Raw genomic sequence first — 16,110 nt, 5'->3', positions numbered from 1 at the left:
CAAACGCGTTCATTCTCATTGTTGGACACTAACCCTTACCCTTATGGTAAGGTCAAACAAAATTGTTCATTTATCTAACAGAAGAAAAAAGAGTTTTCATAGATAAATAACCTGAGGTTTAGATAAGAAATAGATGAACTCATTGCCTTTAAGAGAAATAATGACTTCTTTCTCACCTAGCCAGTAAGTTTTAGGGATAACACGGCGAATTTACACACCAAAGGAGAAGACGACGTTATCGCTATTATTGGCGACGCAGGCTATATCAACGAAAGCTTTGCCTAACTCCCAGAACTTATCAATCCAAATCGACCCAAACCACTTTGCATTAGTAAGGTGGTTTATCCACTCACTTCCACCTTCATTGCCACTCTCACTTATTTTATACAGCTCACGTTAATAAACACTCACAATAATTCACACTTTGACAAAGCGCAGACAATGCGGAACAATTACGCCGTTTGTATTAGATAAAACCAATACAACTGCGACTAAAGGAATAATTTAAGGACAACACAATGAGCTTTATCGGCGCCGGTGCAGGCAACGAAGCCCAGAGCGTGCAATACAATGTCGACGCGCAAACTGCCAAATTACGAACCTCAGGTTCTGCTTCTTGGCGGCACAACAATCCAGCCCTACTGCCATTAAATATTAGTGCAAAGCGAAATCAAGCGCTGGGACAGGCCTATCGTATTGCAATATTCCCCGACCGTGCTGCGGGAGAGCAAGCCTTTTTAGAAGAAATCGAAAGAGCCAAATACGGCGATTTTACCTTAGGCCAAATGGTCAATGCGTTTATTCCTGACTACATCATCGACCCGCCACAATGGGATGAACAAAACCAAACGGCTGTTCTACCGCATATTGAGCCAATAACGGGAATGGATGTTAATCTGCCAATTAGCGACCCACAAGCATTCTTAGACTTGGTAACCCTTAAACTGGGTTGGCAAGTAGGAACTGAGAGTGATGTTGCCAGAGACTTTGAAGCCGAAGCCAGACAAGCGTCTATCGTTTCAAATACCAATGTTCTCATTAACGGCAGAACCGCTGTACATAGTGGCAGCGGCGGTGTGTTAAGCACAGTAGACGTTTGTTTGACTAAGATAGGCAAAGTGGTTGTGCCTATTCCTTATGGCAACATCGCCCGCTCATCAGACGCCGCAAGCGTTGCCAGCTCAGTAAAAATTCAAGGTAACGGTGCGGCCAATATCAAGTCTAACTTTTCAAAAAGTACGGGAGACCAACCCGGTAATAAAAAAGGTATCGCTAGTCGAACATTGGGTAAAAAAGCGGAGTTTCTGCAAGGCAGCTTTGATGTTTACATCGAGGGAAAACCGGCGGTTCGGCAGGGAGATTTAATGGTATCTAATAATAAAAATACGCCCCCCGCACCTTTGAGCCAACCCGGCGGTGCCACTCCTGCAGGCCTTGATGTAGTAATCGGCGCAGAGCCATTAAGCCAAGACGGTACGAATAAGATCAATATAAAAGTGTCGGGTAGTAGCAAACCTAGCGATGAAGAGGTGAAGATAGGATGAGCCACACTTTACCAACCAAAACCAATGCTAACGGTAATTTTAGAGAACTTGTTTTTGAGGGCTATGCAAGCGACAAAGAAGTGGTCTCTTTGATGCTCAAAGACACCTCGGTTGATGGCACGAAAGAAGGCTATTATAAGGTCCCCCTTTACACTTCAAATACGGTAGACCAACAAAGCAGCGATGCCGACATTGAGCTGGTGCACATTTATCCATTTTTATACGACACGCCAGAACAGCAACTACAATCGGCCTCTCCGGTAACCAGCGGGTTTATCTATATTTATGTCGATGGCTATTTATGGCGTGAACTACAAGTTATCGAACCCGAAGACTTTGACGCTCCGGCGCTATTTTCAGATGTGAATTTGTATTGGCAAAAAGGTTTTTTAAGTTGGAAAAAGTCGGCCAATAAGCCAAACTCACGACCGCAAGGCACACGTGCAGCAACCTGTAAACCAACCAGCAGCATTCTCGTCCCGCATAAACTAAATGGCAACGAAGTAAGCGTAGAAATCGCATGGTCTGAAGTTCAGTGGTCGTGGGAGCAGATCTTGTTGTTTGGCGGGTTTAATGAACAGGATCCGCGCTTAAATACCGGCACACCACTCGCTGACGAAGAAAGACATTGCCCCGCCCCAAGAGATGCAGCTGTGCTCAGAGCACAGCGCATGACTAAGCTAGATAATTTGGGACAATTTGCCACAGGCTATAACGACCAAGGCAAAGTAGTTAACACCCCGACACTCCATCAAAAACTGCACCTTCCAGAACGCGATAAAATCGCCCAAGTGCCGATTTTTGACGGGATCCATGTGGCTCGAATGTATGTGGTGAAAATTCAAAATTTGGTGGTTGAAATTGAAGCGCTTATGAACCACCTCTCTGGTGTAAACAGCGAAACAGGTGAAATCGACTATCAGCAACGTAATAAATACGAGCTTGCAGTTTACATGCTGCAAACTTTCTATCTGCAAACAGATGCCGTTTTAGATAAAGACATAGAAATACAGTCATCTGGTGAAAAACTAGTCGAATCGGATGAAGACGCCATCGACTTTGCCAACAAACTTAAAGAGTGGCGAACAGAATGCTTAGATGAAGAGGCCTTTTTTGAGTTTTTGCAGGAAAAAACATTTCGAGAACTTGCAGAAAATATAGCGGAGCTCACTGATGAACTCATTAACTTTCTCGATCAAGAATCCTTAGCCGCTGGATTTACCGAGTGCTTTAAGGATTATGCGCATCAAACTGACTTAAGGTTTTTTGAAGCCTATGACTTACTCACCGATTTATTTTTGGTTTTGAAGCCCCATCCGGCAGCACAAATAGCCCAAATTAATAGAGACAAAGAGTTTTGGCACACGCTAAGTAGCGGCCACCGAGGACAAGACTTTATTCTGCAATGTCTAGATCAACACCCAAGCAAACCAGGAAAAGAAATTGCGCAGTTTTTATTTCCAAAACCTACGGGAAATAAGCTAAGTGAATACGAAAAGCGTGACTTTAACCGCTTTGAGCTTAAGCTTGCGAGCGCAAAAATAGAAAAGATCCATAAACAAGAGGAATTAATAGATTGGAATGAAGGAGAACAATTAGGCAGGCGGCTTTCTCAGGTGATTTTTGGTTTAGCCGTTAGCGTATTTGAGATCCCCGATATCGCCCATAAACTTTCGAGTCACGAAGGGACGTTAGGCCAACAAAAATCCGCGACTCAAGCAGCCACAAACGCGACTCAACAGCAGTATGAACAAACTCAAAAAGCACTGAAAGAGGCCGAACTTGCAAGAGATGAAGCGCTTGATGAGCTGACAAAAAAAGAAGCTGAGTATGAACAACGAAAGTCTGAACTATCGCGTTTGACTCCTGAAGAGCATCAGCTCAAAGCTGCAGAATTAGACGCAAAGATACAAGTTGAAAGAGCAAGATTACGACGCCTTGAGACCAAGTTTGCAGCAGCAAAAGCGTCGGTTACACGAGCTCAAAAACAAGTATCTACCTTCGTAAAGGTCAATAATGCATGGCACAAATACCCTTTTGCAAAATTGATTGATGCAAAAGCGGATGTATTACAGCCACTGATGCGATTAGTAGATATCTCAACACCTGGGCACCTTGTTGAAGTCGAAATGAGGGTCTCCGATTATATAAATGGTAACTTTCCTAAAGGTTACATGCCGCTTGACCCCAAATCTCGCCAGCTTTCTGCCGAGAAGCAAGTGAAAGAATTAAACCAGGTGATACGAGCTAACAGAAAGCGAAACGTCAATATAAAATACGGAGGCGCCAGCCATAAGGTGTCTCTGGAAGATGTTTTAAACTTGAATAAACGCCTTGAACTTCTAATTCAATCGTTAGATAGAGCACAAACAACCACCTTTATTGAAAGTAAAGAGAAAGTCATTGCCTATTTGGTTAAAGCAACTGGTGCCGATTTGTCTGCTGAAGCCTCAGCAGCAAGGGCAAAACAAATTTATGATGACACAGTACAAAATACAAAACACTATTCAACCGAGTTAGAAACCCAACACACCACTATCAAAAATCTCGCAGAGCGCACAGCAAACCTAGAGAAATGGCAAAATAAAGTCGTTACCGAGGCCGCATCCAGCCAGTCGCTAAAAAGAGGGATGGTGGGTGTATTAGGCGCTTTATATATCTTTGAAATTGCAAATGTGAGGCAGGTCATTTCAAGTTATGATTTTAAATTTGATAGAAAATTTGCAGACTTAGTTGGAACCGCTTCAGATCTAGCTGCAATTCATTATTCAGTGCATTCTGCAATTACACAAATGCGGTCCGGTTTGCTAAGTCCACGACAATATGCCGCCTTTGAACACCATAGACGTGTCTTTGGAAGTCAAAGCGCACAACAAAAATATGGGCCAACCTTTTCGAGTAAAGCGTCGTTAATGAAATGGACGAGTAGATTAAATTTACTTGCCTCAGCATACAGTGCGACCATATCTGCTTCTGATGCTTATTATGCCTATAAGCGGGGCGATGTGTGGGCAACCACAGGAAACTTACTTGTGACAGCAGGCTTTGCGGGAATGGCCATTGATAGCCTGCCTATGGTGTTGGCCAAATATTCTCGTGCCGCAGTTATGTTACAATTTGGCAGAGTGAGCATCTATGGTCTGATAGCGGTGCTTATAGGCTACGGTATTCTCTATTTAATCCATAAAGATCCGCTCAAAAACTGGTTAACCGTCTGCCCTTGGGGTAAAAATGCCTTTGAAGGTGGTGAAAAAAAGCTACTAGCAGACAACCCAACCTATTCTTGGCAAACTCACCCAGAGTACGCTCTGCATGCACTTTACGACGCGCTATTTGCCCCATCTATTATGGCTGAATCCCAGGTGATGCAGCTCAACACCTTTTCACGTGTTGCTGATAAAATATCAAAACGTGGTAAATTTCATATCGTAAACTTTAATATGCAGGTTCCAGGGCATATTCCTGCATCTCAACTGAGTTATTTAGACCTAGAGTTTGATATTAAGCCCGTTGCCTCTAATAAACCATGGCAATCATTGCTAAGTACAGCGGCAAAGGGGCAAGCCTCCACCGCAATCGACCACTTCTGGGAACATGTCAAAATTAACGTTAGCCCTCAGTTTACCGGGTTTCAGCTGCAATTCGACGAAACCGCGCTGTACCCCTATTTTGATAAACTAAAGTGCACAAAGTTAGAGCTTCGTATGCGCTGCAAGAAGTACCCGCTTGGTAAGGGTAAAACCATTAGCCCAAACTCTAGTCAAGAGTTTAGGCTACCAGCTCCGAAGCGAGATCAAGATGGCAATATTTCAGAAGCACGGCTTTGGAGTGAACAAACCGTAGAGGTAGAGGTCGATGACTATGGTTTAAGTGCAGCAGGGTTGCTACAGAGGCTATTAAACTAGAAGGTCAAATAATGAGAGAAAATCTAAAAACGTTTACAGCCCTATCTGCTATTTTACTTAGAAAAATAGTAAGTAAGGTAATGGAAACCGAGGCAGCGCCCAAAGCATCTAAAGAGATAAAAGAACATACAGAGGACAATTTACCACCCATTGATTTTGGTCGGCCGGTGGAAGAGACTCCGCTACTACCAATAGCAGACTCAGTTCCAAGACGTAAAAAGGTAAAGGGGGGATTTGAGCGAGTACCTGTAAAGTTAAACAGTCGATTCTTGCTGTCGCAAAATAGCCTTATGGCCTCAAACAAAAGTATTAAGTTAGTGAGTGTTGACCTTGATCGTATCGATAAGCTTTCAAATGCAGCTTTTGCTTATATGGCAATATTAGTTGTGGCGATCTGCTATTGGAGTTATTTTCATAATCCTGATCCAAGATTTCTCTGGTTAGGTGGTACGCTCAGCGTACTGGCTACACTTATATTCATTCGTACTTCTCATATAAGACGCACTTCAGCTGAAGTACTCCGTGTTGATTTCTTTCGCCATAGTGGCCTTGTTACCTTTCCCGTTGGTAACAATGTTAGTACCTTTTCGTTAGCGTTAGATGAGGTTGATTTGTATATCGGTAAAGTTTCCGCAGGTCGAGGGGTGCAGTTTAACATGGCCTATTTGGTACCAAAGCGTTACCCCAAACACCTTCGCCATCAACCTATATACCCTGTCGACTGGGAGCCAAGAGACTTAGAAGATAGCATGGAGCTGTGGAGTGAAATCCATCGTTTTTTGGATAACACACAACCTATACCTGCATCCTTTTACAAAGGCTGGCAAGAGGTAATCGAAAGCAGTGACTTTACGGAGCAAGATAAAATAATCATATTAGGCGAAGATTTAGTAAAACAAGCCCCTTTTTACGATTTAGAAAACGACCGTCCGTTAGACAAAGTGATTTGGTAGCAATAAAGCAATGAAAGCACACCACAAGGAAGTCAGCCCTCCCCATAACCGCATCTGGAAAAAAGTGGTGGCCTTGCTCGCTTTAGGTTTTCAAAAAATTGTAAGTAAGGTCATGGAAACTGAAGTAGCTCCCAAAACACCACAAGAGATAAAAGAGCATACAGAGGACAATCTACCACCCATTGATTTTGGTCGACCGGTGGAAGAAACTCCACTACTACCAATAGCAGACTCAGTACCAAGACGTAAAAAAGTAAAAGGGGGGTTTAAGCGAGTACCAGTTCAGCTAAACAGTCGATTCATGCTTTCGCAAAATAACTTAATGGCCTCAAACAAAGATATCAAGCTGGTGAGTGTCGATCTTGATCGAATAGATAAATTATCTAATGCTGCATTTGCGTACATGGCAACAATATGTGCATTTATCACCTTATATTTTTATCTTGCTACCAGAGAAGTCGTTTACATCAAGGTCGTTGCTGTATTGCTGAGCATCGCCATCCCGATCTTCATTCATGTTGGCTACGTAAAACGCACTTCAGCTGAAGTACTCCGTGTTGATTTCTTTCGCCATAGTGGCCTTGTTACCTTTCCCATTGGTAACAATGTTAGCACCTTTTCGTTAGCGTTAGATGATGTTGATTTGTACATCGGTAAAGTTTCTGCAGGTAGAGGGGTGCAGTTTAACATGGCCTATTTGGTACCAAAGCGCTACCCCAAACATCTTCGCCATCAACCTATGTACCCTGTCGACTGGGAGCCAAGAGACTTAGAAGATAGCATGGAGCTGTGGAGTGAAATCCATCGTTTTATGGATAACACACAACCTATACCTGCATCCTTTTACAAAGGCTGGCAAGAGGTAATCGAAAGCAGTGACTTTACGGAGCAAGATAAAATAATCATATTAGGCGAAGATTTAGTAAAACAAGCCCCTTTTTACGATTTAGAAAACGACCGTCCGTTAGACAAAGTGATTTGGTAGCAATAAAGCAATGAAAGCACACCACAAGGAAGTCAGCCCTACCCATAACCGCAGTTGGAAAAAAGTGGTGGCCTTGCTCGCTTTAGGTCTTCAAAAAATTGTAAGTAAGGTTATGGAAACCGAGGGCAAAAAGGAGACGCAAATGTTAACTCCTTCGACACCCGTAGATAAGGTAGTGCATGATCGGCCAATAGAAGAAACACCGCTGCTAAAAATAGAGGACTCGACACCACGAGACTTTAACATTAGTAAAGGGATGCTGAAAGTGAGTCCTGCGGTATCTACTCGTACTCAACCAGTCCAACAAAATAACCTCTTTTCTTCGAATAGGCGAGTAGCGCTTGGTGGTGCCGATTTTTCACGAACTGGTAAATTAGCAAACATTGTATTTGCCTATATGGCATCCATCATCGCGCTACTTTCAATTATTTTTTATTTCGGTAGTGGTGATAGTTTGTATTTATGGCTCACCACGGGACTACTAGCATTTGCTTTGCCCCTGTTTGTCTATGTTTACCGTGTTAAACACTATACTTCTGAAGTGCTACGGGTCGACTTCTTCCGAAATACTGGCCTTGTCACTTTTCCCATTGGCAATAACGAAGGGAGCTTCTCGTTAACACTTGATGAAGTTGAACTGTATATTGTAAAGGTCTCCTCGGGGAAAGGTGTGAGGCATAACTTGGCGTTTTTAGCCCCACTGCGATACCCAAAAACACTTAAGCGCCAAACGCTTTATTCCACCGATTGGGAGCCAAAGGACATGGATAGCAGCGTGCAGCTGTGGAGTGAAATCCACCGTTTTATGGATACCACTCAGCCCATACCAAGTTCGTTTTATAAAGGTTGGCAAGAAACGATAGAAAGCCCCTATCTTGACCACCAAGACCATATTCAAATATTAGGCGAAGATTTAGTAAAACAAGCGCCTTTTTATGACCTAAAAAATAACCGTCTACTAGATAAAGTGTTTTGGTAGCAATAAAACAATGAAAGCACACCACAAGGAAGTCAGCCCTACCCATAACCGCAGTTGGAAAAAAGTGGTGGCCTTGCTCGCTTTAGGTCTGCAAAAAATAGTAAAAATGGTGATGGAAACTGAGGGTAAAAAGGAGACGCAAACGTTAACTCCCTCGGCGCCTGTAGATAAGGTAGTGCATGATCGGCCAATAGAAAAAACACCGCTGCTAAAAATAGAAGACTCGATACCACGAGACTTTAACATTAGTAAAGGCATGCAAAAGGTGGCTGAAAATAGTAAAGCAGACTTTGTCTTGCAAGAGAATAACGTGCTCTCATCGAACCAACGTATCGCATTAGGCGGAGCTGACTTTGCGCGAGCAGGGAAACTTGCGAATGTCGTTTTTGCTTATATGGCCTCAATATTTGCGCTTGTTTGCCTCCCCGTATACTTGAAAGAGTCTGAGCCTCATATTCTTTACCTTATGATTGGGTTAGTGGCGTTTGCAAGCTTCGTTTTTTATAGAGTTCACAGAATTAAACACTATACTTCTGAAGTGCTACGGGTCGACTTCTTCCGAAATACCGGCCTCGTCACATTTCCCATTGGCAATAATGAAGGGAGCTTCTCGTTAACACTTGGTGAAGTTGAACTGTATATTGTAAAGGTCTCCTCGGGTAAAGGTGTGAGGCATAACTTGGCGTTTTTAGCCCCACTGCGATACCCAAAAACACTTAAGCGCCAGACACTTTATTCAACCGATTGGGAGCCAAAGGATATGGACGGCAGCGTGCAGCTGTGGAGTGAAATCCACCGTTTTATGGATACCACTCAGCCCATACCAAGTTCGTTTTATAAAGGTTGGCAAGAAACGATAGAAAGCCCCTATCTTGACCACCAAGACCATATTCAAATATTAGGCGAAGATTTAGTAAAACAAGCCCCCTTTTATGACCTAAAAAATAACCGCCCAATAGATAAAGAGTTTTGGTAATACTCGAATTAATCTCTATAACAAGGAGTTTTTGTGGCAATAAAAAAGTTATTTAAGAAATGCGTTGAGCATATTCTAGATGAAGGAACGCCTACTCGTGCAATCAGTGATGTGAGTGTTAATAATCAACAACCCAAATATGGCCAAGTCTATCAACAGCAACATGCACAGAAAGTGACACGTAACGGACAGCAAGTTACGATGACAAAATCTCAAGTTTCAACAAAGCGAGAGCCCAACCCAGTCGCTGAATTTTTGATTAAAGCCATTGTTATTTTGATAGGCATCTTTGCAGTTGGTGCTTTATGTTTCGATGCATATTATTTAAATAAACGAGGCGACAATGCAGCAGTCGGCTTAATGATGGCAGCCGTTGGTGTGATGTATGGGTATCACTTTATTATGGCAAAGCTTAGCGATTACACTCAGCTTGTAAAGACATCCCGTTTTGTAGGATGGGGCTTAAATGTAGCAGGTACGTTTTATAGCCTGTTTATCTTTGCTGATTTGCTGTCTGACTTTCGCGGGCACTCAGAGGATCAAGTAGCCCTTATCATGGCTTTCATCAATATCGTTTTTATAGGACTTTTGTTCTTTCTAATGCATAAGATAAAGCAACCCATAAAGCAAATTGATTAAACTCCTTGAAATAGTAAGCCACCGCAAAAATCGGTGGCTTACTATTATGAGCCTGAGCGCATTCAGGAAACCTGATTTACTGACTCTTTTGCATTAACTGTAAATAGTTGTTGTAAATATGGCTTACTTGCATCGTTGATTTACCTGCACTTATACCATGGCAACTAAAGCAGTTAGACGACTTAATTTGTGGCTCACTGCCTGTTACATCACTATCGATGGAAGTTTGGGTATAAGTTTCCATAGTGATATTGGCAACCGCCAATGAGCCGCGTAACGCCTCGTTGGCTCCCTTACCCACAATATCGCCACTAATGCCATTTGCAAAATCGTAATCTTGCGTGCTCAGCCAGATTGATCCGGAGTAAAAGTAGTTACTCCAAACGGGATTCTTTTGTTCCAGTTTTACATTCACTAAGCTATTTAGTTCAGTAATATTATTGAAGTTAGTTTCATCTTGAGCTTGTTGTGTCTGACTCCCCACCAGCTCAGGGTTATTACCAGCTATATATGGATTGCCGTTTGGCACGCCGTATTGATATAACCGAAACGTGTTGGTCGTAGTTTCAGAAGCTGGATACGTTAAATGTGCATTTTGCACTTCCGTTCCGCCCCGATAAAATAGCAGATCATGACTGTTACTCACTACTTTATCTTGCTGTAAGTAAGCCGTGCTTTTCTTAAACTTTCCCTCAGAGCTATAGTAATCTGGTGCACTCAATTTATGCTCGAACGTCGCCCAAATAAACTCTGGGTGATTCTCAACCACACCGACAACATGCATGCCAACGAGCGCCACTTCTCCCGTACCGCTATATTTATTGTCTTTTTGGTAAACCGCTTTACGAATATAAAAATGCTCAGCTAAATCAAGCTTTGGATAGACTTGCTGCAGCGCTTTGACATCCATCCAAGCAACCTTTAACTCAACCGACCCCACAGCAAATTCAGCTTTGCTATCTGCTTTAGGGTGGGAGGTTGCTGACTTCATATAAGTATCGTTAACGTGGATCGAATAATGTACGGGCGTCCCACCAAACTTGCTGTAAATAACGCCATCTGATCCAGCTTGATTTATATCTTCAAGGATCAACACATTTGCGGGGCGAAGTCCGGTTGGATTTAATAAATCATTCCAAGGGGCAAAATAAGGTTTTAGCGCATTATCAACCTGCCAAAACCCAGAACCAAACATCAACAAGCCACCAGGAGCACGCTTGTCAGGCTGCGTTAAATAGAGAAACTTATTCCACGACCACTGATGAAAATCGCAGTTTGTCGAAAGATCTTTACCATCTTTAAATGCAAACGGACTATTTGCACCTTCAGAAGGATTTGGCACAGGGCTGCCAAACCAATCGTTATTCGGTTTACAAGAAGTATCATTCGAGTAAGCAAGCGCACTTGGCGCAGCCAATGTACTTGTAGCAAGCAATAATGATATTCCAAGTAGTTGAAGTTTAGTGCGTGTAATTGATGACGGTAGCATGATGCTTTCCTTAAGATGTAAAACTCCTGTTAAATCTAGTTCATCAAAACGGAAGTTATCAATTACACAGTATTACATTTAATCTGTATTTCACCCTTTTTAAATGCTTAAAACCGCATGTTTATCGCCTGCTGATCCGTTACTTACTGCGGTGAGCGAAGCTAAAGCTTTGCTCTGGCACCAGCTGACCGCTTAAATCGTTTGGCGTTGAGTAAAACGACACATTTAACATGTCTTTTTGGTTGTCTAATTCGATATGCGCAAAGCCCCAAGTAAAAGCTTTATTCCAGACTAGCTCGTACTCTGGGTAACGCTTTTCTTGATAGTTAGCAAGCGGTGTATGCGTGCCGCGCATTTTTGATGCGGCGCCGCTGATAATAAGTGGTAAATTAGGCTTTGTGTTTCCAGGGAGTACACGTGAGCAGTCGTCCGTTAACAGTTCCAAATCATGCTCATGGCCTGCAATATATGCATCTGCGTACTCACATAGTTCGGGTAAGATTAAGCGGCGTAATACATGAGCTTCATCGTACTTGGTGCCACCAATAGACCAAAGTACATGGTGTCCATATACAATTTTCCATTTTGCGGTTGAGTTTTTAAGCCCATTTGCAAGCCAAGCCAATTGCCTGTGATCTTCCCCATTGACAGGTTGCTCGTGCTTCTCAATGTCTTCCACTTCAGCTTGTCCGCTTGCCAGTGCACTCGCCAGTCCCTGTTCACTACCGTCCGGTTTTAGTGGAATTTCGTAATAATGCTGGCCAGAGAGCAACATATTGGTATCAAGTACAAAAAACTCGACATTATTGCCTGTCTCACCAAAGGTGTAGCTGTAATAACCTTTGCCATCCATGTGAAAATTAGCTTGCTTAGCCATCCACTCGGTCTGTAATTTCACGCCGCGACGAGACGTCTTCCAATCGTGGTTGCCTAATGCTGAGTACACGACCAACTCTGGGTTTTGAATAAGGAGCGGCTTTAGCGGCCCTAAAATCAAGTCATCCATACGCTTTTGGTCGTCCTTGCCATCGTTAGCCGCCGCTCCATCAGGATAGATATTATCACCAAGCTGAATAGCAAAGTCGCATGGCTTTTTCTCACACAAAGAGGCCATTGCCTGTCCAACCACCAACGCACCGGTTTCCTCCGTTGCGGTTTCGGTTCCCGGATAAACATAGATAGGCGCATGATTAAACTCTTCGAGCGGGCGATGCTCTTCTAACCAATCCGCCTTTTCAGCAGCAATAAACTCAGCCTTATTTTTAGGCGATTTAATGTGCTTTGTTTTTGGATAATCTGGGTGATAGCCGCCATCACCAAAGGCCAGAAAGTTAATATTTTCTGCGGCTTGCGCTGTGCTACTAAGCGCGAATAGTAATGCTATTGATGTTATTTTCATTGTTACCGACGCAGTGTTACCACTGCATCCTCCTGCATATAAATAAGGTGGATGTCCTTTTAATACATCCTATACCTAAGACCCTAGCTCGATACGGTGGCTGTCCTTTTAATACATCCTTCCTTTCAATACATCTTTTTGCTTTTACAAGTTGCTTTTACAAGGACACCCACCTCTACTTCTCTCTTAGAAAGACGTTACCGTTACTCCAAGCTCAAATGAACGCCCATAGGTTTCGTATTGGTAGTTGTAACGAGTGTCGCCTTGATAAATGCTCATCGGCTCGTCGGTTAAATTGATCGCGTTGAAATAAAGCTGAGTTTGCTCGGTATAAAAGTACTTCATGCTGAAATCGAGTTGCAGATGGTCGTCTTGGAAAACGCGCTGCTTGTTTTCTTCAAACAAAAAGCTTTTGCTCTTGTACGACGCACTTAACCTTGCGCTTATTTGGCTATTTTCATAACCAAACATCAGGTTGCCCACGGTGTCGGATTGGTTTGGTAGATTGTCATCAGCGTCAATAAATGTACCATTAGCTGAGAGCATCAAACCGTTTTGAAAGTTCTTCGTGTATGCAAGCTCCACCCCTGTCAGTTCAGCGGCGCCGCCATTAACGCTTTGAATAACTTCTTTATAGCCTTGCCACTGACCGTTATCTTGCACCTCGGCTTTGGCAATAAAATTATCGATGTTTTTGTGAAAAACGCCCGCAGATAACACGCCAATCGCACCGGGGTAATATTCTACCGAGAAGTCATAGTTTGTTGACTTGTATGGGTCTAAGTCTGGGTTTCCGACTTCGGCTTTACGCTCAATTTCAACTTCGCCATCATCTTCTGTGGTCTCTGTTTCTATGATTTGAAATGCTGCTGCATCTTCAAAGCTTGGACGCGCAAGAGTTTGTGTATAGGCAAAGCGGGTGATCAGTTTGTCGCTGATTTCATAGCGTAATGTTAAATTTGGTAATAAATGGTCGTAGCTATCTTCAACTTGCCATTGGTTGATCTCGACGCGCTCAACGTCATTCACTTCATCATTAATGAGTTCAACACGATTACCACTCGTTGCATAATCTGTGTCTTCGTATCTAAAGCCTGCAATAACATTGAGTTTATCAATGTCGACCGTCAGCATCGCGTAGAGCGCGGTGACGGTTTCTTCACTGGTGTATGAGCGACCTTGTGTTTCAATGTCAGTTTCAAGCTGGTTTAGCTCAAGGGCACTGCGATTACTGTAGAAGTAGTCGCGGATCTGGCCGCGACTTAAACCCGGACCAAAGGCCCCAAGCTCATACTCAGGCTCATTGGCGGCAAAGTCTTTCGCCGTTAGATCATCAAAGCCGCCGTCATATAGCTTGGCGTCAACGCGGTTAAACTTTTCACGGTCGGCATATTTACCACCAAATTTAATTTGCGCATTGTGACCAAGTAAAGTGAAGTCTTTAGTTAAGTCCAGTCTAAAGCTAGTATTTTCATCTTCACTTAGGTTGTTCTCCCAGACAATTTCATCGATTTCAAAATTGCTAAGCTGCTGAGAAGCTTCATCCGCTGCAAGCGTGGGTGTCTTACCATCCAGTACATACCCTAACGCAAAATCTTCTCCAGCAAATGAAGTATCCAAGCGATTTGGCTCGCTTTCATCTGATTTCGAGTAGCCAATGCTGTATTCAATAAACCAATCCTGCACTAAGTTTTCGCCGCCCAAAACCACAGATAAAATGCTTTGCTCTTCATATCTGTCTTTGGTATCTCTATCCATTTCTGCACCTGAGAAATAGGCCGCATTTTGACTTAGCTCATCGGCAAATACATCGCCTTTGTCAAACTTGTACTCATTGCGTTGACGAAATTCATCGTCAGAAAACTTGCTGTAGAGCGTGCGTAAGTAGTATTTGTTAAACCCTTTGTGATGCACATCAAGATTCAGTGCCGCCCCTAAACGCTCTCGCGTAATACGATAGTGGCGCTGCTCCATTTCCTCAGCACCAAAAAAGCTCACTTCTTCTTCTGAGTTCACATCGTCCATTTCTAGTTCCATCCAGCCGCCATCGGTTTCCATATTATGAGAACCAAACTCACGCTCAAACCAAGATACCGCCGTTGCAACCCCAACTTCCACCTCTTTGCCTGCGGCATAAATATCGGTGAAGCTAAACGACGCTTTTGGGCTGGTCTCGCTCACCTGTTCATTGTGTGACGCTTGTAACGTCACGCTGTAGCTCTGCCCTTCTCGGTCAAAAGCACTGAGGCTTTTTACTTCGATGCTACCACCCACCGCTGATGCGTCCATATCTGGTGTGACCGTTTTGCTCACCTCTAGGCTTTGCACTAATTCACTTGGGATGACATCCATCGCCACCGAGCGCACGCCCGCTTCAGGAGAAGGCACGTTGGCACCATTGATGGTCACGTTGTTGAGATTTGGGTCGATCCCACGAATTGCCACAAAACGGCCTTCACCTTGATCTCGTTGAATAGAAAGTCCAGGCAGACGTTGCAGTGCTTCTGCTGCGTTTTGATCCGGCAACTGACCGATGGAATCCGCGCTGACGATCGACTTAAGTGACAGGGCATTTTTTTGTCGGTTTAGTGCACCTGCTTGTCCGGCTCTTTGCCCAACAACAATAATATCGTCCATTTGGCCCGTTTGAGAACCAAGCTGTACTTGAACATCGGTGACTTGGTTATCAGTAATTGTGATGCTTTTAGTCACGGTTTCAGCGCCAAGATAACTTATCTCAAGCGTATAATTACCCGCTGGGACATTCGTTGCGGTAAAGCGACCATCTCGCTCAGAGATAAGGGTTCTATCTAATTCTTTGATCACCACTTTAGCCCCTTGAAAGTGGCTCTTTTTCGATACGGAACTGACTTGCCCTGTTAGGGTGTTAGCATTTGCAGCTGAGCTTAACGTCAGTCCAGCGCAGATCATCGCAACGGCAGAAAGTGTAAAGCTAGTCGGTAGATTTTTTTTCATTATTTGCTCGCACAGGTTGAGTAGAATTTTAGCGCCCCGCTAAAACGTCGCGGCTACCCTAGTGCGAAAACGTGACGCTTTTATTTCACTTGAGTGCGCTGCAGCCTATAACAGGGCGTTTATGCCAGCCGAACGCGTAAATTTGAGCCGATATGACCCCCCCCCAGCCCTTAGAATTTTGGCAACGATATTTAACCTGAACTCTGAATAACAATCGGTTTGCTAGCTGCTGTTATGCAAAAGTATTGCGGTTTTTGTCATAAAA

General features: G+C 43.5%; 10 protein-coding genes. 7 read left to right on the top strand and 3 right to left on the bottom strand.

Annotated features, from left to right (window positions below):
* Window positions 1-518 precede the first annotated feature (518 nt).
* From QSH61_RS23430 to QSH61_RS23400, 7 genes are read left to right on the top strand one after another with little or no spacing between them, the layout of a single operon-like run.
* Window positions 519-1,544, top strand: a complete 1,026-nt coding sequence (locus QSH61_RS23430; RefSeq protein WP_174169467.1) for a DUF4150 domain-containing protein — start codon at window positions 519-521, stop codon at window positions 1,542-1,544.
* On the top strand, window positions 1,541-5,449 hold the full coding sequence (locus QSH61_RS23425) for a hypothetical protein (RefSeq protein WP_206473119.1): 3,909 nt from the start codon (window positions 1,541-1,543) through the stop codon (window positions 5,447-5,449). The genes QSH61_RS23430 and QSH61_RS23425 overlap by 4 nt, the downstream gene beginning before the upstream one ends.
* An 11-nt stretch (window positions 5,450-5,460) precedes the next feature.
* Entirely contained in the window at window positions 5,461-6,402 is a 942-nt protein-coding gene (locus tag QSH61_RS23420) for a hypothetical protein (protein ID WP_206473121.1), read from the top strand.
* Between the two features lie 10 nt (window positions 6,403-6,412).
* The gene (locus tag QSH61_RS23415) at window positions 6,413-7,387 is read left to right on the top strand and encodes a hypothetical protein (RefSeq protein ID WP_206473123.1); all 975 of its coding nucleotides are present in this window, start codon (window positions 6,413-6,415) and stop codon (window positions 7,385-7,387) included.
* Window positions 7,388-7,397: 10 nt separating this feature from the next.
* Window positions 7,398-8,366 carry a hypothetical protein gene (locus QSH61_RS23410; RefSeq protein WP_206473125.1) on the top strand — a complete coding sequence of 323 codons (969 nt, stop codon included), beginning with the start codon at window positions 7,398-7,400 and terminating at the stop codon, window positions 8,364-8,366.
* A gap of 10 nt (window positions 8,367-8,376) precedes the next feature.
* Window positions 8,377-9,342 carry a hypothetical protein gene (locus tag QSH61_RS23405; protein ID WP_206473127.1) on the top strand — a complete coding sequence of 322 codons (966 nt, stop codon included), beginning with the start codon at window positions 8,377-8,379 and terminating at the stop codon, window positions 9,340-9,342.
* Window positions 9,343-9,375: 33 nt separating this feature from the next.
* The gene (locus QSH61_RS23400; protein WP_206473129.1) at window positions 9,376-9,981 is read left to right on the top strand and encodes a hypothetical protein; all 606 of its coding nucleotides are present in this window, start codon (window positions 9,376-9,378) and stop codon (window positions 9,979-9,981) included.
* Window positions 9,982-10,057: 76 nt separating this feature from the next.
* Here QSH61_RS23400 and QSH61_RS23395 read toward each other — a convergent pair whose 3' ends face one another.
* The 3 genes from QSH61_RS23395 to QSH61_RS23385 form a co-directional block, all read right to left on the bottom strand.
* A complete protein-coding gene (locus QSH61_RS23395) occupies window positions 10,058-11,470 on the bottom strand; it encodes a hypothetical protein (protein WP_206473131.1) in 1,413 nt (470 codons plus the stop codon).
* Window positions 11,471-11,609: 139 nt separating this feature from the next.
* Window positions 11,610-12,869, bottom strand: coding sequence for a metallophosphoesterase (locus QSH61_RS23390; protein ID WP_102058452.1), 1,260 nt, complete (start codon window positions 12,867-12,869; stop codon window positions 11,610-11,612).
* A 186-nt stretch (window positions 12,870-13,055) separates the two neighbouring features.
* The gene (locus tag QSH61_RS23385; RefSeq protein WP_206473134.1) at window positions 13,056-15,845 is read right to left on the bottom strand and encodes a TonB-dependent receptor; all 2,790 of its coding nucleotides are present in this window, start codon (window positions 15,843-15,845) and stop codon (window positions 13,056-13,058) included.
* Between the last annotated feature and the right edge of the window lie 265 nt (window positions 15,846-16,110).

It is taken from the genome of Pseudoalteromonas sp. JC3, from assembly GCF_030291895.1.
GTDB lineage: Bacteria > Pseudomonadota > Gammaproteobacteria > Enterobacterales > Alteromonadaceae > Pseudoalteromonas.
Note: the sequence above shows the minus strand (reverse complement) of the source record. Positions and strands in the feature narration are given on the sequence as shown.